Source organism: Streptomyces sp. NBC_00306 (assembly GCF_036169555.1).
Classification (GTDB): domain Bacteria; phylum Actinomycetota; class Actinomycetes; order Streptomycetales; family Streptomycetaceae; genus Streptomyces; species Streptomyces achmelvichensis.
Genome location: NZ_CP108032.1, coordinates 4,409,770 through 4,434,159, shown reverse-complemented (window position 1 = coordinate 4,434,159; position 24,390 = coordinate 4,409,770). Strand labels below are relative to the sequence as shown.

Sequence of the window (24,390 nt, the reverse complement as noted above, 5' to 3'; positions counted from 1 at the left end):
GCCATCGGCGTACGCCCCCACCTTGGAGTGGTCTTCTTCACGCACTTCGACCACAGCGCGCAATGGACCCACTACGGTAGGTGAACATGAAGATCGCTTTCGTAGGGAAGGGCGGCAGCGGAAAGACCACGCTGTCCTCGCTGTTCATCCGCCATCTGGCCGCCAACGAGGCTCATGTGGTGGCCGTCGACGCCGATATCAATCAGCATCTGGGGGCCGCGCTCGGTCTCGACGAGGCGGAGGCGGCCGCCCTGCCCGCCATGGGCGCGCACCTCCCCTTGATCAAGGAATACCTGAGGGGCTCCAACCCCCGCATCGCCTCGGCGGAGACGATGATCAAGACCACGCCGCCGGGAGAGGGCTCGCGTCTGCTGCGCGTGGACGAGGACAACCCCGTCTACGACGCCTGTGCGCGGGTCGTGCATCTCGACGACGGGGACATCCGGCTGATGGCGACCGGGCCGTTCACGGAGTCGGATCTCGGGGTGTCCTGCTACCACTCCAAGGTCGGCGCGGTGGAGCTGTGCCTCAATCACCTCGTCGACGGCCGCGACGACTACGTGGTGGTCGACATGACGGCCGGGTCGGACTCCTTCGCGTCCGGGATGTTCACCCGTTTCGACATGACGTTCCTGGTGGCCGAGCCCACCCGCAAGGGGGTGTCCGTGTATCGCCAGTACAAGGAGTACGCACGGGACTTCGGCATCGAGCTGAAGGTCGTGGGCAACAAGGTGCAGGGCCCGGACGATGTGGACTTCCTGCGGGACGAGGTGGGCGACGACCTGCTGATCACCGTCGGCCACTCCAACTGGGTGCGCGGGATGGAGAAGGGCCGGCCGTCCCCCTTCGAGCTGCTCGAGGCGGACAACCGCATGTCCCTGCAAGCCCTGCAGAACGCCGCGGAGGACACGTACGACAACCGCGACTGGGAGCGCTACACGCGCCAGATGGTGCACTTCCATCTCAAGAACGCGGAGAGCTGGGGGAACGCGAAGACGGGGGCCGACCTGGCGGCTCAGGTCGACCCCGCCTTCGTGCTCCATGAGCATGCGGCTGACGTCAGCTCTGCCCTGCCTGCTTGACCTTGACGACGGGTGAGGCCGGGGCGGAGGGCTGGGTGGCCAGGAAGGCCGCCCAGCCGTTCTTCGGCTTCTGGCCGACCTTGAGGGTCCGCATCTTCTCCAGCACCTCGGGGTCCTGGACGTCCAGCCAGTCCGCGAGCTGGCGGAAGGACACACACCTCACGTTCTTCTTCACACAGACCGTGGCGATCGTGTCCTCGACGGCGCGCATGTAGGTGCCGCCGTTCCAGGACTCGAAGTGGTTGCCGATGATCAACGGGGCCCGGTTGCCGTCGTAGGCGCGATCGAAGGCCTTGACCAGGCCGTCACGCATCTGCTTGCCCCAGTACTCGTGCATGGCGGGGTCGCCCTTGGATGTCGTCCCCGACTGGTTGACCATGAAGTTGTAGTCCATGGCCAGCGTCTCGAAGGCGCGACCGGGGACCGGGACCATCTGGAGCGAGAGGTCCCACAGACCGAGTTCCTTCTTGGGCCAGATCTGGTCGTTGATCCCGCTGGTGTCGTAGCGCATGCCCAACTGGCTGGCGGCGCGGACGAAGTTCTTCCGGCCCTCCAGGCAGGGGGTGCGGGCGCCGATGAGTTCCTTGTCGTAGTCGAAGGGAAGCGGCGGCTCGTTCTTCAGGCCCGCGTTGGTCCTCCAGTTCTTCACGAACGCCTTGGCCTGGCTGATTTCGCTCTTCCACTCGGCGACGGACCAATTGCCCACACCGCCGTCCTTGCCGCAGAAGTGGCCGTTGAAGTGGGTGCCCACCTCATTGCCCTCCTGCCAGGCGCCGCGCAGTTCACGCACGGTGTCCTTGATGCCCTCGACGTCATTGAAGCCGATGTCGGAGCGCCCGGCCGCGTGTTGCGGCGGGTCGTACATCGTCGACTTCTCCTCCGGCAGGAGGTACACGCCGCTGAGGAAGTAGGTCATCGTGGCGTCGTACTTCTTGGCGACACGGCGGAAGTGGGAGAAGAGCTTCTGGCTGTCCTCCCCCGCCCCGTCCCATGAGAACACCACGAACTGCGGCGGCTTCTCGCCGGGCTTCATCCGCTCCGGCTTGAGCAGACCGGGCTGGGTTCCGGTGAAGGCCGTGGAGCCGTCGCCGATCAGGCGCACGGCGCTGTTGGGGGCAGGGGCGGCCTTCTTGGCACCGGGCGCGCCATGGTGCGCGCTCTCGTCGGAGCCGGAGCAGCCCGCGAGTCCCGCGATCAGCGCCGTGACGGCTGCGCCGACGGCGACCCGCTGTGTGGCGGCCTTCATCCGTCCACCCTCTTTCGTATGACTTTGTGTTTTTACGACCGGCGTCGATGGCGCCGACAAAGTCGCATCGGGGTGGCGATGGGGAGGGTGCGACGAGCCGCATTCAAAGGATTAATCACCAGCACGGGTGAAAGATTGCCCTATTTGCCCCGGAAAGAATGCCGCAGTCTTTACTCTCCATTACGATCCATTTACCGAGAGTTGAGAATCCCGCCACTGCACGCCGTGACCCACGGCCGCGTCCCCACATTCCGCGACCGCGCTGCCCCGGAGGAGACGGGAAACCATGTCTGCCTGCGTCCCCACTCGCACCGACGACCCTTCTCGCAAGAAGCCGAAGAACCGCAAGAACAGGAAGTCCCGCACCACACGGGAGAAGCCCGTGTCCCACCAAGCCGTCCAGGGCGGCGGGTCCGCACCCCCCGGCCCCGAGAGCCCGCACAGCCTGCCCCCGCCCGATGAAGGCGGCCGCCGCTTCCGCATCGCGGGCGCCGATCTGTCCGCCTCGGTCTCCGTGTTCCTGATCGCGCTGCCGCTCTCACTCGGCATCGCTCTCGCCACCGGCGCACCACTTCAGGCCGGGCTCGTGGCGGCCGCTGTCGGCGGCCTCGTGGCGGGACGGCTGGGCGGAGCGCCGCTCCAGGTCAGCGGGCCTGCCGCCGGCCTGACCGTCGTCACCGCCGATCTGATCCATCAGTACGGCTGGCGTGTCACCTGCGCCATCACCGTCGTCGCCGGCTTCGCCCAAGTCGGCCTGGCCGCTCTGCGCGTGGCCCGGTCGGCGCTCGCCGTCAGCCCGGCGATCGTGCACGGCATGCTCGCCGGCATCGGCGTCACGATCGCCCTGGCACAGCTGCACATCGTGCTCGGCGGCACACCGCAGAGCTCCGCCATCGCCAATGTCGGTGCGCTGCCGGCCCAGTTGGCCGAGCTCCGTCCGGCCGCGCTCTCCGTGAGCGTCCTGACCGTGGTCATCCTGCTCGCATGGCCACGGATCCCCGGGCGGGCGGGCCGGATCGTCCGCAAGATCCCGGCCGCCCTCGCCGCGGTCGCTGCGGCGACCACCCTCGCCGTGGTGGCGGGGCTGCGCCTGCCGCTGGTGGACCTGCCGTCGTGGAGCAGTCATGCCCTGCCCGCACTGCCGGACGGGCCCGTGCTGGGCCTCATCGCCGCGGTGCTGACCATCACCCTGGTCGGAAGTGTGGAGTCACTGCTCTCCGCCGTGGCGGTGGACAAGCTGGTGGCCGCCCGCAAGCAGCCCACCGTCCGCATTCCGCGCGCCGACCTCGACCGGGAGCTGGCCGGTCAGGGCGCCGCCAATGTCCTGTCCGGTGCGCTCGGCGGGCTGCCGATCACCGGGGTCGCGGTCCGCAGTTCGGCGAATGTGTCCGCAGGCGCCGTCAGCCGCAACTCCACGATGCTGCACGGTCTGTGGATCGTGCTCGCGGCGCTGCTGCTCGTGCCCGTGCTCGACCTGATTCCCCTGGCCGCCCTCGCGGCCCTGGTGATGGTCGTGGGCGTCCAGATGGTCAAGGTCACCCATCTGCGCAGCGTGCGGCAGAACCGCGAAATGCTGGTGTATGCGGCGACGTCTGTCGCGGTCGTCCTCACCGGAGTGCTGGAGGGTGTCGCGATCGGGATCGCCATGGCCGTCACGGTCGCACTGCACCGGCTGACCCGGACCCGTATCACCGTCGAGGAGCAGGGCGAGGAGCATGCGCGCGTGCACCGGGTACGGGTGCGCGGGCAGTTGACCTTCCTCGCCGTGCCCCGGCTGAGCCGGATGCTGGGCCAGGTGCCGCACGGGGCACGCTGTGAGGTCGAGCTGGACGGTTCCTACATGGACCACGCCGCGTACGAGGCACTGCATGACTGGCAGGCCTCCCATGTCGCTCAGGGCGGCTCGGTGGAGTTCACCGGCCGGGCCGGGGGCCGGATCAGCGAAGCCGCCTCCCAGACCCACGGCTGCTGCCGGCCCTGGACACCGTGGCGCAATCACCACTGCGACACCCGCACCCGGCGCGCCTCGATGCACCAACTGGCCCACGGTCTCAGCTCGTTCCAGCGCAACACGGCTCCGCTGGTGCGCGACGAACTGGCCCGGCTGGCGCGCGAGGGCCAGCAGCCCTCGCAGCTCTTCCTGACCTGCGCGGACTCCCGTCTGGTGACCAGCATGATCACGGCCAGCGGGCCGGGTGACCTGTTCACCGTGCGCAATGTCGGAAATCTGGTGCCACTGCCCGGCAAGGAGAGCGGCGACGACTCGGTGGCGGCCGCCATCGAGTACGCCGTGGACGTGCTGAAGGTCAGCTCGATCACGGTCTGCGGGCACTCGGGCTGCGGCGCGATGCAGGCGCTGCTGAGCGCTACGAACGACGGAGGACGCACACCGCTGCGGCGGTGGCTGCGGCACGGTCAGCCGAGCCTGGAGCGGATGCGCAGCCGGCACCGTACCTGGGCGCGGATCTCCGGGCGGCTGCCCGCGGATGCGGTCGAGCAGCTCTGCCTGACCAATGTGGTCCAGCAGTTGGAGCATCTGAAGGCCCATGAAGGCGTGGCGCGGCGCATCGCCGAGGGTTCGCTGGAGCTGCACGGCATGTACTTCCATGTCGGCGAGGCGCAGGCGTATCTCCTCGCCAGCAGTGACGACCATGAGGTCGAGGCGGTCTTCGACCGGGTCGCCCCCACCCCGTCCTCACTGACCGAGACGCGCGCCTGAACCAATCCCCCACCCCGTCCGTGAGAACGTATGGCCCCTCCTTCCCGCCGCCCGGGAGGGAGGGGCCGCTCAATAGGCGCCTCAGGCTCAATAGGTCTAAACCAATCTCCGGAAGGCCCTTGTCACCCGGCCATCTGGCTGATGAGCTATGGCCTGGGACACATAGGCACATAGGACGCCCTGGGAAAGGGAGATGTCGTGAGCAACGAAAGCCTGGCCAACCTGCTCAAGGAAGAGCGGCGGTTCGCGCCGCCGGCCGAGCTGGCCGCGCACGCCAACGTGACGGCGGAGGCGTACGAGCAGGCCGAGGCGGACAGGCTTGGCTTCTGGGCCGAGCAGGCACGGAGGCTGACTTGGGCCACCGAGCCGACCGAGACCCTCGACTGGAGCAACCCGCCCTTCGCGAAGTGGTTCGCGGACGGCAAGCTCAACGTCGCGTACAACTGCGTGGACCGCCATGTCGAAGCCGGCAACGGCGACCGTGTCGCGCTCCACTTCGAGGGCGAGCCCGGCGACAGCCGTTCCGTCACCTACGCGGAGCTCAAGGACGAGGTCTCGCGCGCCGCGAACGCGCTCACCGAGCTCGGAGTGCAGAAGGGCGACCGCGTCGCCGTCTACCTCCCGATGATCCCCGAGGCGGTCGTGGCCATGCTGGCCTGTGCCCGCATCGGCGCGGCGCACTCGGTGGTGTTCGGCGGTTTCTCCGCCGACGCCGTCGCCTCCCGCATCCAGGACGCGGACGCGAAGCTGGTCATCACCTCCGACGGCGGCTACCGCCGGGGCAAGCCGAGCGCGCTCAAGCCCGCCATCGACGACGCCGTCGCCCGGTGCCCGCAGGTCGAGCATGTGCTGGTGGTGCGCCGTACCGGCCAGGACACCGACTTCACCGAGGGCCGGGACGTGTGGTGGCACGACATCGTCGGCCGTCAGTCCGCCGAGCACACCCCGGAGGCGTTCGACGCGGAGCACCCGCTCTTCATCCTTTACACCTCCGGCACGACCGGTAAGCCGAAGGGCATCCTGCACACCTCCGGCGGCTACCTCACCCAGGCCGCGTACACCCACAACGCCGTCTTCGACCTCAAGCCGGAGTCGGACGTCTACTGGTGCACGGCGGACATCGGCTGGGTGACCGGTCACTCGTACATCGTGTACGGGCCGCTGGCCAACGGGGCCACCCAGGTGATGTACGAGGGCACCCCAGACACCCCGCACCAGGGCCGGTTCTGGGAGATCGTGCAGAAGTACGGCGTCACGATCCTCTACACCGCGCCGACCGCGATCCGGACCTTCATGAAGTGGGGCGAGGACATCCCCGCGAAGTTCGACCTGTCCAGCCTGCGTGTCCTCGGATCGGTCGGAGAGCCGATCAACCCGGAGGCATGGATCTGGTACCGGGAGAACATCGGCGCCGGCAAGACCCCCATCGTCGACACCTGGTGGCAGACCGAGACCGGCGCGATGATGATCTCGCCGCTGCCGGGCGTCACCGAGACCAAGCCGGGGTCGGCGCAGCGCGCACTGCCCGGCATCTCCGCGACGGTCGTCGACGACGAAGCCAACGAGGTGCCGAACGGCGGTGGCGGCTATCTCGTCCTCACCGAGCCGTGGCCGTCGATGCTGCGCACCATCTGGGGCGACGACCAGCGGTTCATCGACACGTACTGGTCGCGTTTCGAGGGCAAGTACTTCGCCGGTGACGGTGCCAAGAAGGACGACGACGGCGACATCTGGCTGCTCGGCCGGGTGGACGACGTGATGCTGGTGTCCGGCCACAACATCTCGACGACCGAGGTGGAGTCGGCTCTGGTCTCGCACCCGAAGGTCGCCGAGGCGGCGGTCGTGGGCGCGAAGGACGAGACGACCGGGCAGGCGATCGCGGCGTTCGTGATCCTGCGCGGTACGGCGAGTGTGGACGAGGGCCTGGTCAACGAGCTGCGCAACCACGTCGCCTCGGTGCTCGGCCCGATCGCCAAGCCGAAGCGGATCCTGCCGGTGGCGGAGCTGCCGAAGACCCGTTCGGGCAAGATCATGCGCCGGCTGCTGCGCGATGTCGCCGAGAACCGTCAGCTCGGCGATGTCACGACGCTGACCGACTCGTCGGTCATGGATCTGATCCAGACGCAGCTGCCGAGCGCGCCCTCCGAGGACTGATCCACGCACATCTCCCCTGGCCACCACGCGTACCACCGCGCCACACACCACTGAGCGGCGCGGACCGCACCACGACGGGCACCCGGCAACAACGCACCGGGTGCCCGTTCTGCGCCTAAAGTGCACTTCACCGGATATCACCCCGGAGCCATATGGGTATGGTGATGGACGCGTCAACGACGCGACAAGAAAGACCCAGGTGCGCCGGGAAGTCTGGTCGGCAAGTGATGAGTCCTGCCCGCCCGACCGGAGGTTCCCCACGTGTCCGCGCCCCGCTCCCGCAAGTTTCTCGGTGTGCTCCCCCTGCCCGAGCGCACCTATGTGGCGGACGCGCTGCGAGCCGAGACCGTCGGCGGCGTGCTGCTCCTGGCCGCCGCCGTCGCCGCGCTGATCTGGGCCAACACACCGATCGGCGACAGCTATGAAGCCGTACGGGACTTCCATCTTGGCCCCGCCTCGCTCGGCCTCGATCTGTCCGTCCAGCACTGGGCCGCCGACGGACTTCTCGCGATCTTCTTCTTCGTCGCCGGCATCGAGCTCAAGCGTGAACTCGTGGCAGGCGAACTGCGCGATCCCCGCGCCGCCGCCCTCCCTGTCATCGCCGCGCTGTGCGGAATGGCGGCGCCCGCCGCCGTGTACCTGATCGTCACCACGTCCACCGGCGGATCAACCGACGGCTGGGCGGTGCCCACCGCCACCGACATCGCGTTCGCGCTCGCCGTCCTCGCGGTCATCGGCACCTCTCTGCCCTCCGCGCTGCGCGCCTTCCTGCTGACGCTCGCCGTCGTCGACGACCTGTTCGCCATCCTCATCATCGCGATCTTCTTCACCAGCGATCTCGACTTCGCCGCCCTCGGCGGCGCGGTGCTGGGACTGGCCGTCTTCTGGCTGCTGCTGAGGAAGGGCGTACGGGGCTGGTACGTGTACGTTCCTCTGGCCCTGGTCATCTGGGGGCTGATGTACAACAGCGGCGTCCACGCCACCATCGCCGGTGTGGCCATGGGCCTGATGCTCCGCTGCACCCGGCGCGAGGGGGAGAAGCAGTCTCCCGGCGAGCACATCGAGCACATCGTGCGCCCGCTGTCGGCGGGACTCGCCGTGCCGCTGTTCGCGCTGTTCGCCGCCGGCGTGTCGGTCTCCGGCGGCTCCCTCACGGAGGTCTTCACCCGGCCCGAGACCCTCGGTGTCGTGCTCGGCCTGGTGGTCGGCAAGGCGCTCGGCATCTTCGGCGGCACCTGGCTCGCGGCCCGTTTCACCCGGGCCGAACTCAACGACGACCTCGCCTGGCCGGACGTTTTCGCGGTGTCCGCACTCGCCGGAATCGGCTTCACCGTCTCGCTGCTGATCGGTGAACTCGCCTTCGCCGACGACCCGCTGCTCGCCGACGAGGTCAAGGCCGCGGTCCTGGTCGGCTCCCTGATCGCCGCCGTCCTGGCCGGAGTACTGCTCAAACTGCGGGTACGCCGGTACCAGGAGCTGTACGACGAGGAGGAGCGTGACGAGGACAACGACGGCATCCCCGACATCTACGAACAGGACAATCCGGCGTACCACTTGCGCATGGCCGAGATCTACGAGAAGAAGGCCGCCGAACACCGTCGTCGCGCCGAAGCGGCGGGGGTGTCGCGCGGTGACGGCGACAGTCCGGCATGATCTGTGTCGGACCACAGGAGAGAGGGAGCAGCGATGAGCGACCCCGGCAGCAGTGCCGAGCGCAGTCTCGGCCAGCTGGTCGCCTCGGCGACCGCCGAGATGTCCGCGCTGGTGCACGACGAGATCGCCCTGGCCAAGGCGGAACTGAGGCAGGACGTCAAGCGAGGTGCGGTCGGCGGCGCGGCCATCAGCGTGGCGGGCGTCTTCGCCCTGTTCTCGCTGCCGGTCTTCAGCTTCGCGGCGGCGTACGGGATCCACAACTGGGGGCTCGGCCTTGCCTGGTGCTTCCTGATCGTGGGCGGAGCGTTCCTGCTGCTCGCGGGGATTCTGGCGCTCCTGGCCGTCACCAAGTTCAAGAAGGTCAAGCCGCCGGAGAGGTCGATCGCCTCGGCCAAGCAGACGGCGGCCGTACTCCAGAGCGTCAAGCCGCATCCGCGGGTGTCGCAGGACCAGATCTCCGCCTGATCCGGGCCGTCGCGGGACCGCTCAGCACGGGTCCCGCGGCGGAGCGCGGCGTCGCGGGCGCCGCTCCCGGGGAGGGCATGGCGAACGGGCCGTACCCGGGTATGGGACGCTCGTCTGCATGACGGCCCCTGACACCGGTACGGGCAGCCCCGTACGCATCGACGGTCCCTGGACCCATCGCGACGTGGCAGCCAATGGTGCGCGCTTCCACATCGCCGAGGTCGGCGACGGGCCGCTGGTGATGTTCCTCCACGGCTTTCCGCAGTTCTGGTGGACGTGGCGGCACCAGATGACGGCGCTCGCGGACGCGGGGTACCGGGCCGTGGCCATGGATCTTCGGGGTGTGGGAGGCAGCGACCGTACGCCGCGGGGTTACGACCCCGCGAACCTCGCCCTCGACATCACCGGGGTGGTGCGCTCCCTCGGCGAGCCGGACGCGGCACTGGTCGGGCACGATCTCGGTGGGTACCTCGCATGGACCGCCGCGGTGATGCGGCCGAAGCTGGTGCGCAGGCTCGTCGTCTCCTCGATGCCCCATCCGCGCCGGTGGCGTTCGGCCATGCTCTCCGACTTCTCGCAGAGCCGGGCCGGTTCCTATGTGTGGGGGTTCCAGCGGCCGTGGCTGCCGGAGCGTCAGCTCATCGCGGACGACGCGGCCTTGGTGGGCAACCTGATCCAGGAGTGGTCCGGCCCGCAGCCTCCCGACGCGGACACCCTCGACGTGTACCGCCGGGCGATGAGCATTCCGTCGACGGCGCACTGCGCGGTCGAGCCGTACCGGTGGATGGTGCGCTCGCTCGCACGGCCCGACGGGATCCAGTTCAACCGCCGGATGAAGCGGCCGGTCCGGGTGCCGACCCTGCATCTGCACGGCTCCCTGGACCCGGTGATGCGCACACGCAGCGCGGCGGGCTCGGGCCAGTACGTCGAAGCCCCGTACCGCTGGCGGCTGTTCGACGGCCTCGGCCACTTCCCTCACGAGGAGGACCCAGTGGCCTTCTCCTCCGAACTCATCAACTGGCTGAAGGACCCCGAACCCGACCGGTAGCCCGTCGACTCCTGGACCTCGCGCTTACCGGAACGCTTGTCTGACGAACAGCCAAATGCCTGGCGCATAGGCCAATTGGCCGCTCCTGACACGGTTACCGACCATGGGGCACGGGCAGACGTCCCGGTATGGGCTGGACGCACGACTACGGTGACGCAGCACGCAACCGTCGCTCGGCCAATGGGCCGAACATTCATGACAGGGGTGGCCTGCAAGCTCAGGGCCATGATCACGCGGTACAAGGGATCGGGATTCCCCGTATCCTCCGGCGCCGCGCTCGCTGGATGTCCGCCCGGCTGCGGCATACCCGCGGCTGACGCCGGCTCCACCGACACCGCTCCACCAACACCGCTCCACCGGCATCGCCCGCGGCCAGGGGCGCTTGCGGCTCGCAGCCGCAGCGCCCCGCCGCTACAGGTGCCCGCAGCCACACCGCACGCCGCTACAGCGCGCAGTTCTGGCTGTCGACCTGCTGGTTGGCGGCCAGGCCGGCCCTGACGTCCGCGGCGATCTCGTCCACGGTCAGGGCGTATCCGGTGTTCGGGTCGTCCAGCGACCTGGCGAAGATGACACCGGACACCTTGCCCTCGGGTGTGAGCAGCGGTCCGCCTGAGTTGCCCTGGCGGACGGTGGTGAACAGCGAGTACACATCGCGGTGCACCGTGCCGCGCCGGTAGATGTCGGGGCCGTTGGCGTTGATCCGGCCGCGGACGCGGGCCGAGCGGACGTCGTACGCACCGTTCTCGGGGAAGCCGGCGACGATCGCGCTGTCCCCGCTGCGCGCGTCGGCGTCGGCGAACTGCAGCGGCTTGGCCTTCAGATCGGGCACGTCCAGGACCGCGATGTCGCGCTCCCAGTCGTAGAGCACGACGCGCGCGTCGTAGAGCCGGCCCTCGCCGCCTATCTGCACGGTCGGCTCGTCCACGCCGCCGACGACATGGGCGTTGGTCATGACCCGTCGCTGGCCGAAGACGAAGCCGGTGCCTTCGAGCACCTTGCCGCAGCTCTGTGCCGTACCGACGACCTTGACGATGGACTGCTGGGCGCGTGCGGCGACCGGGCTGCCCGCGAGCGCCGGGTCCGGCGGACGGACCTCGGTGATGGGCTCGTTGGCGAACGGGCTGAAGACCTGCGGGAAGCCGTTCTGCGCGAGGACGGAGGAGAAGTCCGTGAACCAGGTGGACGCCTGCGTCGGCATCACGCGGGACACACCGAGCAGCACCTTGGAGCTGCGGACCTCCTTGCCGAGTGTGGGCAGGGAGGTCCCGGCGAGCGCGGAACCGATCAGCCAGGCGACCAGCAGCATCGCGACCACGTTGACCAGTGCGCCGCCGGTGGCGTCCAGAGCCCGGGCGGGTGACCAGGTGATGTACCGGCGCAGCTTGTTGCCGAGGTGAGTGGTGAAGGCCTGACCGACCGAGGCGCAGACGATCACGATGATGATCGCGACGATCGCCGCGGTGGTGGACACCTCGGAGTCGTTCGTCAGCTCACCCCAGATCACGGGCAGCAGATACACCGCCACGAGTCCGCCGCCGAGGAAGCCGATCACGGACAGGATGCCGACGACGAAGCCCTGGCGATACCCGACGATTGCGAACCATACGGCGGCGACCAGCAACAAGATGTCGAGCACGTTCACCGTCATTAGCCTCGCAATGTCGTCGCCGGGTGGTCCGTCCCGGCACTGATGTCCCAGGGTCAGCCTGTCATGAGCGCCAGTCCAGAGGGACCTGCTTGCCGCGGTCCCACGGTCGTTCCCAGCCGGCGAAGTGCAGGATGCGGTCGATCACGCCGGCCGTGAAACCCCAGACCAGGGCCCCTTCGACCAGAAATGCCGGACCTCGGTGCCCGCTGGGGTGCATCGTCGTCACGCGGTTCGCCGGATCCGTGAGATCCGCCACCGGCACGGTGAAGACGCGGGCTGTCTCCGCGGGATCGACCGCACCGACGGGACTCGGGGTGCGCCACCAGCCCAGTACGGGCGTGACGACGAAACTGCTCACCGGGATGTAGAGCCTCGGCAGCACGCCGAAGATCTGGACACCCGACGGATCGAGCCCGGTCTCCTCCTCGGCCTCGCGCAGGGCCGCCCACAGCGGGCCGGTGGTCGCCGGGTCGCCGTCCGCCGCGTCCAGGGCCCCGCCGGGGAAGGAAGGCTGTCCCGCGTGCGAGCGCAGGCTGCCCGCCCGCTCCATCAGCAGCAGCTCGGGGCCCGCCGGGCCCTCGCCGAAGAGGATGAGGACGGCGGACTGCCGCCCGCTGCCGCTCTCTGGCGGCAGAAACCTGCTGAGCTGCTCGGGCCGGACGGTCTCGGCGGCGCGCGCGACGGGGTCCAGCCACGTGGGCAGGCCGTCACTGGTGACGGTCACATCGCCGCCGGACACACCGCTCTCGTACACGTCCTGGCCCCGGGTCCTGTCGTACGTCTCTTCTCCTGCGCGCATGCGCCGCACCCCCTCGCTCACAACGCGCCGGGGCGCTCGGATCGTTCCGCCGGGTGCCCGGCGGAACGGACGGGCGGTGGCGTCACCCGCTCGCCCCCAGCGGCGGGGCCGGCATACCCGGGTAGTCGGCCGGCGGACTCAGCCGCTGGCCGGGCTGACCGCCCATCTCGTACTTCAGAAGCTTCTTCGCCTTCTCCGGGTCGGTCTCGCCCTCCCCGTACGACGGGCACAGATGGGCGATCGGGCAGGCGCCGCAGGCCGGCTTGCGGGAGTGACAGATACGGCGGCCGTGGAAGATCACCCGGTGCGAGAGCATGGTCCACTCGGACTTCGGGAAGATCTCGGCGATCTCCGCCTCGACCTTCTCGGGGTCCTCCTGCTCGGTCCACTTCCAGCGGCGCACGAGACGGCCGAAGTGGGTGTCGACGGTGATGCCGGGGACGCCGAAGGCATTGCCCAGGACCACGAACGCGGTCTTGCGGCCGACGCCGGGGAGGCTGACCAGATCCTTGAGGTTGCCCGGGACCTCTCCGCCGAAGTTGTCCCGGAGCGCCACGGACAGGCCCAGCAGGGCCTTGGTCTTGGCCCGGAAGAAGCCGGTGGGCCGGAGGATCTCCTCGAGCGCCGCCGGCTCGGCCGCCGCCACGTCCTCGGGGGTCGGGTACTTCGCGAAGAGCGCGGGCGTCGTCTGGTTCACCCGCAGGTCCGTCGTCTGCGCGGACAGGACCGTGGCGACCAGCAGTTCGAAGGGATTGCGGAAGTCCAGCTCCGGATGGGCGTACGGATAGACGTCGGCGAGCTCACGGTTGATCCGGCGCGCGCGGCGGACCATGGCCAGCCGCGATTCCGGTTTGGGCGGCTTTACGGCTTTCCGGGTGCCGCTCCGCGACTGTTCGCCCACAGCGGAATTTTGCTTTCCGGACACTCTTCAAGCCCCCTTGGCCTGCGCTCTCACCGGCGAATTGGACACCCGGCCAGCCTACGGGCCACCACTGACATCCGCCCCGCTCCCCGGTAATCAGACCCAATCGGGCCCCTGCCGCACGAACAGACGCTCCAGTGCGTCAAACTTGTTGTGACTGATCGCACGAATATTTACTTGCCAGGGGCCGGTCGCGACGACGCCGTCGTACGCGGGTGTCCCCCGGGTAGGTGGAGTGCGGTCCGGCATCATGGGGGCCACGGTCCCTGAGCAGGTCGACAAGGAGAGAACTCGTGGACGACGTTCTGCGGCGCGCCCCGCTCTTCGCGGCGCTCGATGACGAGCAGGCCGCGGAGCTCCGCGCCTCGATGAGTGAGGTGACGCTCGCCCGGAGCGACGCCCTCTTCCACGAGGGCGACCCCGGCGACCGCCTGTACGTGGTCACCGAGGGGAAGGTCAAGCTCCACCGCACATCCCCCGACGGCCGCGAGAACATGCTCGCCGTCCTCGGCCCGGGCGAGCTCATCGGCGAGCTGTCGCTGTTCGACCCGGGACCGCGCACCGCGACCGCCAGCGCGCTGACCGAGGTGAAGCTCCTCGGCCTCGGTCACGGCGATCTCCAGCCCTGGCTGAACGTCCGGCCGGAGGTGGCCACCGCGCTGCTGCGCGCCGTGGCCCGCCGGCTGCGTAAGACCAACGACCAGATGTCCGACCTCGTCTTCTCCGACGTGCCGGGTCGTGTGGCCCGCGCGCTCCTCGATCTGTCGCGCCGCTTCGGTGTGCAGTCGGAGGAGGGCATCCACGTCGTGCACGACCTGACCCAGGAAGAGCTGGCCCAGCTGGTCGGCGCCTCCCGCGAGACGGTGAACAAGGCGCTGGCCGACTTCGCCCAGCGCGGCTGGCTGCGGCTCGAGGCCCGCGCGGTGATCCTGCTGGACGTGGAGCGGCTCGCCAAGCGCTCGCGCTGACGCCGGCGGTACGCAGTACAGACACACAGCAGCCGAAGGGCCGCCCCTGCACGATGCGGGGGCGGCCCTTCGCGTACGTCGGTCCCGACGAACCGGGGGCGGCCCTGCATGTCCGCCGCCCGCCGAGGAGGACGCGGGCGGGCGCGCACATCCGCCGCCCCCGCACTCGTCAGTTCTTCGTGCCGTCCACGATCAGCGGGTTGCCCGTCCCTCCGCCGCAGGGCACGGCGTACACCGGGTGCTTGGCCGCCGCGTCCTTGAACGCCTCGATGCACTGGTTCATCAGGACCTTGTCGCTGAGCGAGTTGTTGAGGATCTTGTTGGCCCGGGCGATGCCCTCGGCCTCGATCCTGCGGCGCTCGGACTCGGCCTTCGCCGTACGGGCCGCCTCGGTGGCCCGCTCGGTGGCCTGCTGCTGCTGGATCTTGCGGTCGATCTGGTCCTGCAGCCGGTCGGACGGCTTCACATTGCGCAGATTGACCGTGGTGACGTCGATGCCGCGCGGGGCCAGCCGTTCCTTGATCAGGTCGCCGATCTCGGTGTTGATCTGCTCGCGGGCCGAGGTGTAGCCCTCCTCGCTGGTGTGCCGGGCGAAGACATTGCGGATGATCTCCCGGCTGTCCGGGAAGACCAGCCGCTGCTGGATGGCGTCCTCGCTGCCGGCCAGCCGGTACAGCTCGACGGCCTTGGCCGGGGTCACCGCCCACTTCACGGTGAGCTCCACGTACATCACGCCGCCCTGCGAGGACCGCACCTCGACGACGTCCTTGTCGGAGAGGTTGAGGTCGACGGGACGGGTCGAGAAGGTGGTGACGTTGGTGAACGGCGAGGTGATGTTCAGTCCCGGTGTCATCGGCGAGCCGACCTTGCCGAAGGTGACCGGGACGCCCACCTCGTAGGCGCTGACGATGTGCACACAGCTTGCTGTGCCGGCGAACAGACCGGCCAGCAGCGCACCCAGCGCGCCGAGGCGGAGCCCGGTGCGGTCCTGGCTGCGGCCGACGAAGAACAGGACTGCGGCAGCGATGACGAGCAGCACGAAGAGCACGAACACGTCGGTTCCCCCCAGGAACGGATGTCAGAAGTAAGCGGAGCGTAAGACACAGGTCAACGCCTCCGACGCCTGGGGGCACGCCGGCGGTTTCCGTTCAGGGGCGCGGGTGCCCCGGGCCGTCAGATCAGGCCGTGTTCGCGCAGATACTCCATCTGCGCGCGTACCGACAGCTCGGCCGCCGGCCACAGGGACCGGTCGACGTCCGCGTACACATGCGCCACCACCTCGGCGGGGGTGCGGTGGCCGCCCTCGACCGCCGTCTCCACCTGGGCGAGCCGGTTGGCACGGTGGGCGAGATAGAACTCGACCACGCCCTGGGCGTCCTCCAGCACGGGGCCGTGGCCCGGCAGGACGGTGTGCACCCCGTCGTCGACGGTCAGCGAACGCAGCCTGCGCAGCGAGTCGAGATAGTCGCCGAGCCGTCCGTCGGGGTGCGCCACCACCGTCGTGCCGCGCCCGAGGACCGTGTCCCCGGTCAGCACGGCCCGGTCGGCCGGCAGATGGAAGCAGAGCGAGTCCGCGGTGTGCCCGGGGGCGGCGACGACCAGCATCTCCAGGCCGCCGACGCGGATGACGTTCCCCGGCGTCAGGCCCTCGTCGCCGAGCCGCAGCGCCGGGTCGAGCGCCCGGACGTTCGTGCCCGTGAGCTCCGCGAAGCGCCCGGCCCCCTCGGCGTGGTCGGGGTGGCCGTGGGTGAGGAGGGTCAGCGCGATCCGCTTGCCGGCCTTCTCCGCGGTGTCGACGACATGCCTCAGATGGGTGTCGTCGAGCGGTCCGGGGTCGATGACGACCGCGAGCTCGGAGTCCGGCTCGGAGACGATCCAGGTGTTGGTGCCGTCGAGTGTCATCGCGGAGGCATTGGGCGCGAGGACGTTGACGGCCCGTGCGGTGGCGGGCCCGGAGAGCACACCGCCGCGGGGCTGCCCGGGCAGCGCGGCTGCGTCGGTCATCGCGGGCCCCCGGGTGCGATGCGCTTGGTGAACTCGCCGTGGCCGGGCCAGCTCAGCACCAGCTCGCCGTCCACCAGCTCGGCCGTCGCGATGACGGGCGTCATGTCCTGCTGCCGGGCCGCCGCGAGGGCGTCGGCGGCGCTGCCGCACGGCTCCAGGGCACGCAGGGTCGATACGGTCGGCGGCATCATCAGCAGCTCGCCGCGGTCGTAGCCCGCGGCTGCCTCGGCGGGCCGGATCCACACCGTACGGTCCGCCTCCGTCGAGGCGTTCCGGGTCCGCTGGCCCTCGGGCAGGGCGGCCACGAAGAACCAGGTGTCGTAGCGGCGCGGCTCGAACTCCGGGGTGATCCAGCGCGCCCACGCGGCCAGCAGGTCGGAGCGCAGCACCAGGCCGCGCCGGTCCAGGAAGTCCGCGAAGGACAGCTCACGGTCGACCAGCGCCTGCCGGTCGGCCTCCCAGTCGTCGCCCGTGGTGTCGCTGACGACGGTGTCCGGGGTGGGGCCGGCGAGCAGCACGCCCGCCTCCTCGTACGTCTCCCTGACGGCCGCGCACACGACGGCCTGCGCGGACGCCTCGTCGAGACCGAGCCGGCCGGCCCAGTCCCGCAATGAGGGCCCCGTCCAGCGGACCGGCCGGGAGTCGCGGGCGTCGACACCGCCACCCGGATAGGCGTACGCGCCGCCGGCGAAGGCCATGGAGACGCGCCGGCGCAGCATGTGCACGGCAGGGCCGTCCGCCCCGTCGCGCAGCAGCATGACGGTCGCGGCCCGCTTCGGCGGCACGACGGTGAGCTCACCGCTCGCGAGCGCGCGAATGCGGTCCGGCCACTCCGGCGGGTACCACTGACCATTGGACATGGGCGGATGCTATGCGTTCGCGCGCGGATGTTCGAGGGGCGGCCGGTGATCACCGGCCGCCCCTCGCCCCCCGTCCGCCGCCGTCCGGGTTGTCTACGTTCCGGCGTTCGAGCTGCCGCGCGGCCTCCCGTTCGCCGTGCTCGCGTTCTTGATCGCCGTGTCGATCCGGGCCATCGGCGAGCCGGAGGTGCGTCCCGGCACGGTCGCCGCGTCCACCGTGGTCGCGTTGTCGCGGAACGCGCCGCCGGTCAGCTCGAACTCACCGGGCTGCGACCCGCCCGAGTACACGATGTCGATCAGCAGGATCCGGTCGTTGTTGCTGGTGCCGTCCTTGTCGGTCGACGTGGTGAGCCAGATGTCGCCGTCGTGGTCGACCTCGACCGTGCGCAGCCGGTTGTAGGTGCTCTGGAAGTACGTCTTCTGCTCGACCAGGTTGGACGCGGCGTCGATCCGCAGGCGGTAGACGCGCTGCCCGACGGTCGTCGCGACGAAGGCGTGGTCGTTGATGATCGTCAGCCCGCTCGGAGAGGCCTGGTTGGTCGGCCAGGTCTTCTTGGGCGCGATGAAGCCGGAGCAGCTGCCGCTCGTGCCCTCACAGTTGGGCCAGCCGTAGTTGCCGCCCCGCTGGATGAGGTTGACCTCGTCCATGATGCTGTTGCCGAACTCGGCCTGCCACAGACGGCCCTGGGAGTCGAAGTCCAGTCCCTGCGGGTTGCGGTGGCCCATCGACCAGACGGCGTTGCCGAAGGGGTTGTCCGACGGGATGCTGCCGTCCTGGTTGATGCGCAGGATCTTGCCGTTGAGCGAGTTCTTGTCCTGTGCCCGGCTGCTGCTCTGGGCGTCGCCCATGGACGCGTAGAGCTTGCCGTCGGGGCCGAACCGCAGCCGTCCGCCGTTGTGGAAGCGGCTCTCCTCCATGCCGTCGAGCAGCACGGTGTAGCCGCTGAGCGCGTTGTTCTCGAGCTTCATGCGCGCGATGCGGTTGCCGTCGGTCGAGGTGTGCAGGAAATACACGAAGTGGTCGGTCGCGAAGGTCGGGCTCACCTCGACGCCCATCAGGCCGCCCTCGCCGCCCGTGGTCTGCGAGTTGGGGACCTTTCCGAGCAGGGTCTTCTGGCCGGACTTGGTGAGCCGGTGGACGTTGAAGGTGTTGCGCTCGGTGAAGATGCCCGCGCCGTCCGGCAGGAACGCGACACCCCAGGCCACGTCCACGCCCGAGGCGAGGGTGGAGACGGCGCCCGGGTCGGGGGTGCCGCCCGGCTGGGTGCCGGAGGTGGTGACGGTGATCTCGGGACCGAACGCGGACTTGTTGCCCTTGAGGTCGAAGGCCCTGACCTTGAACCGGTACGCGGTGTCGGCGGCCAGACCGGCGACGGTCGTCGAGGTGGAGTCGGCGGTGCCGGCGAGTGCGCCGTCGCGGTGGATCTCGTACCCGGTGACCTTCACATTGTCCGTGGAGGCGTTCCAGGCGAGATCGACGCTGGTCGCGGTGCGGCCGGTGGAGCGCAGGTTGCCGGGGACGCTGGGTGCCTCGCCGTCCGGCGGTGCGGGCAGTGTGGCGATGGTGACGGCGTTGCTGGCGACCGAGACGTTCGCGCCGGCGTCCCGGGCGAAGACGGTCCAGTCGTACGTGGTCTGGGGGTCGAGGCCGTCCACGGTGGCGGCCAGGGTGTTCCCGTCCACCTGCTTCATCAGCTGGCCGTGCTGGTAGATGTCGTAGCCCACGACGCCGACGTTGTCCGTGGAGGCGTTCCAGGCGAGCGAGACGGTGGAGGCCGTGGGCTCCTTGTCCTTGCGCAGATCGCCGGGCGCACTGGGCTTCACGGTGTCGGCGGGGCCGCTCGCGGTGACGGTGAGTTTGTCCAGGTTGGGCCCGTCACCGGCCGCGGTGGTGGCGCGGATCGTGTTGCTGCCCGCCCTGAGGTTCGCGGTGGCGGTCGCCGTCTTCCAGGTGGTCCAGGCGCCGGTGCCGGGGAAGGCGAGATCGTCGGCGACCGAGGTGCCGTTGACCGTGATGTCGAGGGGCCGGTCCGCCGCGGTGCCGTTGGCGTAGCGGAAGTCGAGCCGGGTGGCGGACGCCTGCGCCGATGCGACGGTGAACTCGACGTACGCGCCCGTCACGGCCTGGTAGTTGACGAAGCCGGTGCCGGAGTGGCCGGCGTGGTTGGACTCGACGGCGCCCTGGGAGATCGTCCCGGCCTCCGCCTCGTGGTCCGTGCCGGCGGGGCCGTCGGCCGGTGTGACCTCGATGTAGTCGAGGTTCGGGCCGCCCTCGGGTGCGGTGGCCGTGGCCCGGAGGGTGTTGACGCCCGCTTTCAGGGTCACCGTGGTGGTCACGGCGGACCAGGTGGTCCAGGCGCCGGTGGGCTGGAAGGCGAGGCCGGTGGGAGCGGCGCCGTTGACGGAGACGGCCAGCGGGCGGTTGCCGGTGGTGCCGTTGGCGAAGCCGAGGGCCAGGGTGGCGCTCCCGGCGGCGGGGGCGTTCACCGTGAACTCCACATAGCCGCCGGCGACGTTGGCGTAGTTGACGAAGCCGGTGCCGGAGTACCCGGCGTGGTTGGACTCGGCCAGGCCCTGCGAGATGGTCGCGGACTCGGCCTCGTACCGGACGGGGTCGGCCTTGACGGCCCCTGGCAGCGCCGCGGAGCCGGTGACGGGCTGGGCGGTGCTCGGGGTCGGCAGGGCCACGGTTAACGCTGCTGTGGCCGCGGCCACGAGGACGCCGATCGCTCCGCGCGAGCGGCGGCGGGGGGTTGGTGCCACGGATCCCTCCCACGTTCAGATCGTTAGGAAACGTTCCTAACCGCGGACAGATCACACCCGTCGACGCGTTCACGTCAAGAGCGGTGCAAGCGTTTGCCGCGCATGAGTCAGGCCCCGGCCCGCCGACGAATCGGCAGGCGCGGGGCCATCTGCGCGCTGACCGGCGGTTCAGTCCCGGAGGGGGCCGCCGGTACGCGTGAAACGTGCGGGACGAAGAGACGTACGGAAACGGGAGGCGGGCCGGACGTGAAGCCGGAGCATGAAGCGCCTGGGACCTCACCCGCGGGGCACAGTCACCCCGCCGGTCCCGGACCTCTGCCGGCGGCGTCAGCTCTGGAGAAGCTCCACCTGGAGCTCGACCTCGACCGGTGCGTCCAGCGGCAGCACCGCGACGCCCACCGCGCTGCGCGCGTGCACGCCCTTGTCGCCGAACACCTCGCCCAGCAGCTCGCTCGCGCCGTTCAGCACGGCGGGCTGCCCGGTGAAGTCCGCGGCGGAGGCCACGAAGCCGACCACCTTCACCACGCGGGCGACCCGGTCCAGATCGCCGACGACGGACTTCACGGCCGCCAGGGCGTTCAGGGCACAGGTGCGCGCGAGCTCCTTGGCCTCCTCGGGGGTGACCTCACCGCCCACCTTGCCGGTGACGGGGAGCTTGCCCTCGACCATCGGCAGCTGGCCGGCGGTGTAGACGTACGCACCCGTGATCACGGCCGGCTGGTAGGCGGCCAGCGGCGGTACGACGTCCGGGAGCGTCAGGCCGAGCTCCGCCAGGCGCGCCTCGACGACGCCCGTCATGAGCTCTTCTCCCGCTTCAGGTACGCCACGAGCTGCTCGGGGTTGTTCGGCCCGGGAACGACCTGGACGAGCTCCCACCCGTCCTCGCCCCAGGTGTCCAGAATCTGCTTGGTCGCGTGCACGAGAAGGGGCACGGTCGCGTATTCCCACTTGGTCATGGGCCGACTGTAGCCGCACCCGCCCCTCGCCCCGTGACGCAGCCCGCACACCGCCTCGTGCGTAGCCCGGGGCCTTACTGGTTAGGCTCGAATACGTGAGCAGGCTCCAGGTCGTCAGCGGCAAGGGCGGTACCGGTAAGACGACGGTCGCCGCCGCCCTCGCGCTCGCCCTCGCGACGGAGGGAAAGCGAACCCTCCTCGTCGAGGTGGAGGGCAGGCAGGGCATCGCGCAACTCTTCGAGACGGAGGCGCTTCCGTACGAGGAACGGAAGATCGCCGTCGCATCCGGCGGCGGGGAGGTGTACGCCCTGGCCATCGACGCCGAGCGCGCCCTCCTCGACTACCTCCAGATGTTCTACAAACTCGGCAGCGCCGGCCGCGCCCTCAAGAAGCTCGGCGCGATCGACTTCGCGACCACCATCGCCCCCGGGGTGCGGGACGTCCTGCTGACCGGCAAGGCCTGCGAGGCCGTGCGCCGCAGGACGAAGCAGGGTGACTACACCTATGACTACGTGGTGATGGACGCCCCGCCCACCGGACGCATCACCCGCTTCCTCAATGTGAACGACGAGGTGGCCGGCCTGGCGAAGTTCGGCCCGATACACAATCAGGCCCAGGCCGTCATGCGGGTGCTGAAGTCCCCCGAGACGGCGGTCCACCTGGTGACCCTGCTCGAGGAGATGCCGGTCCAGGAGACCGCGGACGGCGTCGCCGAGCTGCGCGCCGCCGAGCTGCCCGTCGGCAGGGTGATCGTGAACATGGTGCGCCCGCACCTCCTCGACGAGGACGCGGTCCGCCACGCGGCGGACGACCGTCGCGCGGAGATCGCCAGGACCCTCACCGCGGCCGGGGTGAGCGGCGGTACGAAGCTTGTCGCTCCCCTGCTGGAACAGGCGGCCGACCACGCTCAGCGCGTCGAGCTGGAGCGCGAGCAGCGGTCCCTGCTGAGCGGGCTGGGGCTGCCCTCGTACGAACTGCCCCTGCTCAGCGAAGGGGTCGACCTCGCCGGGCTCTACCGACTGTCGAAGGAACTGCGGAAGCAAGGGACCGGCTCATGACCCTGGACGCGTCGGCGCCTCTCGAAGTCGACCCGCTCATCGACGACCCGGCCACCCGCATCATCGTGTGCTGCGGCTCGGGCGGTGTCGGCAAGACGACCACCGCCGCGGCCCTCGGCGTACGCGCGGCGGAGCGCGGCCGCCGGGTCGTCGTCCTCACCATCGACCCGGCGCGCAGGCTGGCCCAGTCCATGGGCATCGACTCCCTGGACAACGTGCCGCGCCGGGTGAAGGGCATCGACGACAGCGCCGGCGGCGAACTGCACGCCATGATGCTCGACATGAAGCGGACCTTCGACGAGATCGTCGAGGCTCACGCGGACTCCGAGCGCGCCAGGGCCATCCTGGAGAACCCTTTCTACCAGTCCCTGTCGGCCGGTTTCGCCGGTACGCAGGAGTACATGGCGATGGAGAAGCTGGGGCAGCTACGGGCCCGCGAGGACTGGGACCTCATCGTCGTCGACACCCCGCCTTCCCGCTCCGCGCTGGACTTCCTGGATGCGCCGAAGCGGCTCGGGTCGTTCCTGGACGGCAAGTTCATCAAGCTGCTGATGGCTCCGGCGAAGATGGGCGGCCGGGCGGGGATGAAGTTCCTCAATGTCGGCATGTCGATGATGACCGGGACGCTGGGCAAGCTGCTGGGGGGTCAGCTGCTGCGCGACGTGCAGACGTTCGTGGCCGCGATGGACACGATGTTCGGGGGTTTCCGCACCCGGGCCGATGCCACCTACCGGCTCCTCCAGGCGCCCGGGACCGCCTTCCTCGTGGTGGCGGCGCCCGAGCGCGACGCCCTGCGGGAGGCCGCGTACTTCGTGGAGCGGCTGGCCGCGGAGGAGATGCCGCTGGCCGGGCTGGTCCTCAACCGGGTCCATGAGAGCGGCGCCGCCCGGCTGTCGGCCGAGCGGGCGCTTGCCGCCGCAGAAAATCTTGACGAGGGGCGCATTGTGGATCAGACGTCCGGGAAGACTGGTGTTCGTGACGCCACGGGCGCCTCTCCCGAATCCCCGTCCGTGGACCACTCTCCCGAGAATCGCGACCCCGCGGAGCACACCGAACCGACGGATCACGCCGGCGCCACGGACGGTACCGACCCCGCAGAACAGTCCGGATCCGCGGACCGCACCGGCTCGACCGAGCACACCACCGAACAGCTGACAGCCGGACTGCTGCGCCTGCATGCCGAACGGATGCAGGTCCTCGCGCGTGAACAGCGAACGCGCGACCGTTTCACAGCACTCCACCCCGAGGTGGCGGTGACCCAGGTCGCCGCCCTGCCCGGCGATGTCCACGACCTCGCGGGGCTGCGGGCCATCGGCGACCGGCTCGCGACCGGAGGCGCGGCCGGAGCTCGGTGAACGGCGGCGGGCGTCCCGCCGCCGCGGTGGCCGTCCCACCTCGGCACATCCAACTGCGGCTGTCCCACCTCGGTTGTCGCCCGGCGGCTATCCCACCGCCGCGTACGTCTCGTACGTCTCGTCGTCGTCGAGGCCCACGGGCAGGATGCCCGCGCTGCGCTCGTACTCGGTGCGAGCGGTCTCGAGCAGTCTGCGCCAGGACGTGACCGTTGGTCGTCGGCGCAGCAGTGCACGCCGTTCCCGTTCGGTCATTCCGCCCCACACACCGAACTCCACGCGGTTGTCGAGCGCATCGGCCAGGCACTCGGTCCGCACCGGACATCCGGTGCACACCGCCTTGGCCCTGTTCTGCGCTGCCCCTTGTACGAACAGTTCATCCGGATCGGTAGTGCGGCAGGCTGCCTGCGCACTCCAGTCGGTTACCCAGCCCATGCCGGCGCCGTCCTCTCCCGAATCGAGGCTCCCCCACGGCGGCAGCGGCATATTCACCGCTGCCAGTTGAGGACGTTACGGAAGGTGGGCACAGCGCAACACCCCCTTCGGGCCCAATCTTGAATGGCCCGAACGGACTATGCGTACGCGGCAGATCACCCAGGGGAGTGAGCTGGGGGCATACGTGATCATCCCGGGCAAACCGGGGTATTCCAGGGGAGTCACAACGGGCGCCGAATGACGCATGAGGTGGAATCG

Annotated in this window: 21 protein-coding genes; 10 read left to right on the top strand and 11 right to left on the bottom strand. The window is 69.8% G+C overall.

All coding sequences use genetic code 11. From position 1 onward, the window contains the following. Positions 1-86 precede the first annotated feature (86 nt). Positions 87-1,082 carry an ATP-binding protein gene (locus tag OHA05_RS19775; RefSeq protein WP_313945008.1) on the top strand — a complete coding sequence of 332 codons (996 nt, stop codon included), beginning with the start codon at positions 87-89 and terminating at the stop codon, positions 1,080-1,082. Here OHA05_RS19775 and OHA05_RS19770 read toward each other — a convergent pair. Continuing rightward, positions 1,060-2,328 carry a hypothetical protein gene (locus OHA05_RS19770; protein WP_313945009.1) on the bottom strand — a complete coding sequence of 423 codons (1,269 nt, stop codon included), beginning with the start codon at positions 2,326-2,328 and terminating at the stop codon, positions 1,060-1,062. The genes OHA05_RS19775 and OHA05_RS19770 overlap by 23 nt on opposite strands. Positions 2,329-2,614: 286 nt before the next feature. Between OHA05_RS19770 and OHA05_RS19765 the strand changes: the two genes are divergently transcribed. The 6 genes from OHA05_RS19765 (at position 2,615) to OHA05_RS19740 (ending at position 10,684) form a co-directional block, all read left to right on the top strand. Continuing rightward, positions 2,615-5,047, top strand: coding sequence for a SulP family inorganic anion transporter (locus OHA05_RS19765; RefSeq protein ID WP_443043720.1), 2,433 nt, complete (start codon positions 2,615-2,617; stop codon positions 5,045-5,047). A 198-nt stretch (positions 5,048-5,245) separates the two neighbouring features. Beyond that, the gene (gene acs / locus OHA05_RS19760; RefSeq protein WP_313945010.1) at positions 5,246-7,201 is read left to right on the top strand and encodes an acetate--CoA ligase; all 1,956 of its coding nucleotides are present in this window, start codon (positions 5,246-5,248) and stop codon (positions 7,199-7,201) included. Positions 7,202-7,462: 261 nt separating this feature from the next. Beyond that, positions 7,463-8,854 (top strand): Na+/H+ antiporter NhaA, encoded by a 1,392-nt coding sequence (nhaA, locus tag OHA05_RS19755; protein ID WP_328861324.1) that lies wholly within the window; start codon positions 7,463-7,465, stop codon positions 8,852-8,854. Between the two features lie 33 nt (positions 8,855-8,887). Further along, positions 8,888-9,319, top strand: a complete 432-nt coding sequence (locus OHA05_RS19750) for a phage holin family protein (protein WP_313945012.1) — start codon at positions 8,888-8,890, stop codon at positions 9,317-9,319. Between the two features lie 118 nt (positions 9,320-9,437). Then, the gene (locus tag OHA05_RS19745) at positions 9,438-10,367 is read left to right on the top strand and encodes an alpha/beta fold hydrolase (RefSeq protein ID WP_328861323.1); all 930 of its coding nucleotides are present in this window, start codon (positions 9,438-9,440) and stop codon (positions 10,365-10,367) included. Between the two features lie 128 nt (positions 10,368-10,495). Continuing rightward, on the top strand, positions 10,496-10,684 hold the full coding sequence (locus OHA05_RS19740) for a hypothetical protein (protein WP_313945014.1): 189 nt from the start codon (positions 10,496-10,498) through the stop codon (positions 10,682-10,684). 125 nt (positions 10,685-10,809) lie between these two features. Here the strand turns inward: OHA05_RS19740 and OHA05_RS19735 are convergent, their stop codons facing one another. The 3 genes from OHA05_RS19735 to nth form a co-directional block, all read right to left on the bottom strand. Continuing rightward, a complete protein-coding gene (locus OHA05_RS19735) occupies positions 10,810-12,009 on the bottom strand; it encodes a MarP family serine protease (RefSeq protein ID WP_313945015.1) in 1,200 nt (399 codons plus the stop codon). A 67-nt stretch (positions 12,010-12,076) separates the two neighbouring features. Next, positions 12,077-12,814, bottom strand: a complete 738-nt coding sequence (locus OHA05_RS19730; protein ID WP_313945016.1) for an NUDIX hydrolase — start codon at positions 12,812-12,814, stop codon at positions 12,077-12,079. Between the two features lie 82 nt (positions 12,815-12,896). Next, a complete protein-coding gene (gene nth, locus OHA05_RS19725) occupies positions 12,897-13,715 on the bottom strand; it encodes an endonuclease III (RefSeq protein WP_328861322.1) in 819 nt (272 codons plus the stop codon). Positions 13,716-14,029: 314 nt separating this feature from the next. Between nth and OHA05_RS19720 the strand changes: the two genes are divergently transcribed. After that, positions 14,030-14,704 carry a Crp/Fnr family transcriptional regulator gene (locus tag OHA05_RS19720; RefSeq protein ID WP_313945018.1) on the top strand — a complete coding sequence of 225 codons (675 nt, stop codon included), beginning with the start codon at positions 14,030-14,032 and terminating at the stop codon, positions 14,702-14,704. Positions 14,705-14,873: 169 nt separating this feature from the next. Here the strand turns inward: OHA05_RS19720 and OHA05_RS19715 are convergent, their stop codons facing one another. From OHA05_RS19715 to OHA05_RS19690, 6 genes are all read right to left on the bottom strand, one after another. Further along, positions 14,874-15,758, bottom strand: a complete 885-nt coding sequence (locus OHA05_RS19715) for a prohibitin family protein (RefSeq protein ID WP_328861321.1) — start codon at positions 15,756-15,758, stop codon at positions 14,874-14,876. A gap of 119 nt (positions 15,759-15,877) precedes the next feature. Beyond that, positions 15,878-16,708 (bottom strand): MBL fold metallo-hydrolase, encoded by an 831-nt coding sequence (locus tag OHA05_RS19710; protein ID WP_313945020.1) that lies wholly within the window; start codon positions 16,706-16,708, stop codon positions 15,878-15,880. Beyond that, positions 16,705-17,568: an NUDIX hydrolase gene (locus OHA05_RS19705; protein ID WP_313945021.1), complete on the bottom strand. Its 864-nt coding sequence runs from the start codon at positions 17,566-17,568 to the stop codon at positions 16,705-16,707. Before OHA05_RS19705 ends, OHA05_RS19710 begins: the two co-directional genes overlap by 4 nt. 93 nt (positions 17,569-17,661) lie before the next feature. Beyond that, complete coding sequence (locus OHA05_RS19700) at positions 17,662-20,331, bottom strand: PQQ-dependent sugar dehydrogenase (RefSeq protein ID WP_328861320.1); 2,670 nt, start codon at positions 20,329-20,331, stop codon at positions 17,662-17,664. 327 nt (positions 20,332-20,658) lie between these two features. Next, a complete protein-coding gene (locus OHA05_RS19695) occupies positions 20,659-21,129 on the bottom strand; it encodes a RidA family protein (RefSeq protein WP_313945023.1) in 471 nt (156 codons plus the stop codon). Next, positions 21,126-21,287, bottom strand: a complete 162-nt coding sequence (locus tag OHA05_RS19690; protein WP_005314434.1) for a DUF4177 domain-containing protein — start codon at positions 21,285-21,287, stop codon at positions 21,126-21,128. The genes OHA05_RS19695 and OHA05_RS19690 overlap by 4 nt, the downstream gene beginning before the upstream one ends. A 95-nt stretch (positions 21,288-21,382) precedes the next feature. Here OHA05_RS19690 and OHA05_RS19685 point away from each other — a divergent pair, with 95 nt between their 5' ends. Both OHA05_RS19685 and OHA05_RS19680 read left to right on the top strand, forming a co-directional pair. After that, complete coding sequence (locus OHA05_RS19685; protein WP_313945024.1) at positions 21,383-22,345, top strand: ArsA family ATPase; 963 nt, start codon at positions 21,383-21,385, stop codon at positions 22,343-22,345. Continuing rightward, complete coding sequence (locus OHA05_RS19680; protein ID WP_313945025.1) at positions 22,342-23,700, top strand: ArsA family ATPase; 1,359 nt, start codon at positions 22,342-22,344, stop codon at positions 23,698-23,700. The genes OHA05_RS19685 and OHA05_RS19680 overlap by 4 nt, the downstream gene beginning before the upstream one ends. An 87-nt stretch (positions 23,701-23,787) precedes the next feature. Here OHA05_RS19680 and OHA05_RS19675 read toward each other — a convergent pair whose 3' ends face one another. Beyond that, positions 23,788-24,132 carry a WhiB family transcriptional regulator gene (locus OHA05_RS19675; protein WP_177149633.1) on the bottom strand — a complete coding sequence of 115 codons (345 nt, stop codon included), beginning with the start codon at positions 24,130-24,132 and terminating at the stop codon, positions 23,788-23,790. Positions 24,133-24,390: the final 258 nt, after the last annotated feature.